Genomic DNA, 1455 nt, shown 5'->3' with positions numbered 1-1455 from the left:
TCCCGGGTCTTCGAGACGATCCTGACGCGCAGCCCCATCAGCCGCATCGACATCGCCCGCCAGACCGGGCTGTCGCAGGCGGCCGTCACGAAGGCCGTCGCCCCGCTCGTCGCGGCCGGCCTCGTCGACGCACCGCCGGCTTCACACCGTGACGGCACCCCGGGGCGTCCGGTGAGCCCCGTATCGATCGTCCTCGAGGCGATGGTGATGATCGGCGTCAAGGTCAACGTCGATGAGGTCATCGCGGTCGCGACGGACCTCTCGACCACCGTGCTCGCGAGCGAGCGCCGCGCGCTCCCCTCCGACGACCCCCACACCGTCATCGAGACGATCTCCGACATCGTCGGAGCCCTCGAGGTCGCGCTGGGCGAGAGCGCCTCGGCGATCGCGGGCATCGGAGTCGCGGTGTCGGGCGACGTCGACAGCTCCACCGGCATCGTGCGCGAGTCGAACATCATGGGCTGGGCCGATGTGGCGCTCGGCGACCTCCTGCAGGAGCGCCTCCCCTGGCCCGTCACCGTCGAGAACGACGTGCACGCCCTGACCATCGGCGAGCACTGGTTCGGGGTCGGTCTCGGCACCGCCTCCTTCGCCATCGTCACCATCGGACGCGGAATCGGCAGCGGCCTGCACCTCAACGGCGAGGTCGTCAGAGGCGCGTTCGGCGTCGCGGGCGAGATCGGCCACCTGCCCCTCGCCGATCCCTCCCTCGTCTGCCCGTGCGGTCGCCGCGGCTGCGTCGAGGCCGCCGCCTCGACCGGAGCGATCGAGGCCGCCGTGTCCGGTGCCCTCGGACGCACGATCACGATCGATGAAGCCATAGCTCTCGCCCACGCGGGCGATCCAGACGCCGATGCCGCGTTCCGCGAGGCCGCCCGCCTCATCGGCACCGCGATCGCCACCCTCGTGAACCTCACCGGTCCCGAAGTCGTCATCATCGGCGGCGAGGGCGTCTCGAACTTCGATCTCTTCGAGAAGACGCTGCACGACGCGTTCGACGCGCACGCGTTCGGCGCTGCGGCGCGATGCCGCATCCTCACCCGCCCGCACACCTTCGAGGACTGGGCGCGCGGCGCATCCGCCGCCGCCATCCAGTCGCTCGTGCGCTGAGCGACCCCGCGCCGCGATCCCCGAGGGGGACGGATGCCGAGGCATCCGTCCCCCCTCTTCGCGCGTCCGGACCCGCGGCCCCACGCAGAAGTGCGCGGGATGGATGATCCGCCCCGCGCACCTCGTCGTCGATCAGAGCGCGTCGTACGCCGCCTGCAGCAGCTCCAGGTAGCGTGCGAGCCCGAGGCCCTCGATATCGGCGACGTATGCGTCCCACGCACCGTCGTCCGCGATGTCACGCTGACCGGTGACGAACTCCGCCTGCGCCTGCGTGATGTAGGTGGCGATGTTCGTCTGCAGTTCGGCGAGCTCGGCCGACGTCTCGAGGTCCGGCCACAGCTTCTC

The 1455-nt window shown here is 71.0% G+C and carries 1 protein-coding gene and 1 pseudogene; one reads left to right on the top strand and one right to left on the bottom strand.

The window, feature by feature from the left end:
* Nucleotides 1–1110, top strand: a 1110-nt coding sequence (locus J7E68_RS11540) for an ROK family transcriptional regulator (protein WP_215172719.1), incomplete at its 5' end; no start/stop codon positions are given.
* 132 nt (nt 1111–1242) lie between these two features.
* Here the strand turns inward: J7E68_RS11540 and J7E68_RS11535 are convergent.
* A pseudogene (locus J7E68_RS11535) lies at nt 1243–1455 on the bottom strand (ABC transporter substrate-binding protein); the annotation flags it as partial.

Origin of the sequence: Microbacterium sp. ISL-103, from assembly GCF_018613995.1 — a bacterium.
Taxonomy (GTDB): Bacteria; Actinomycetota; Actinomycetes; order Actinomycetales; family Microbacteriaceae; genus Microbacterium.
This window is presented reverse-complemented; position numbering and strand designations above follow the sequence as displayed.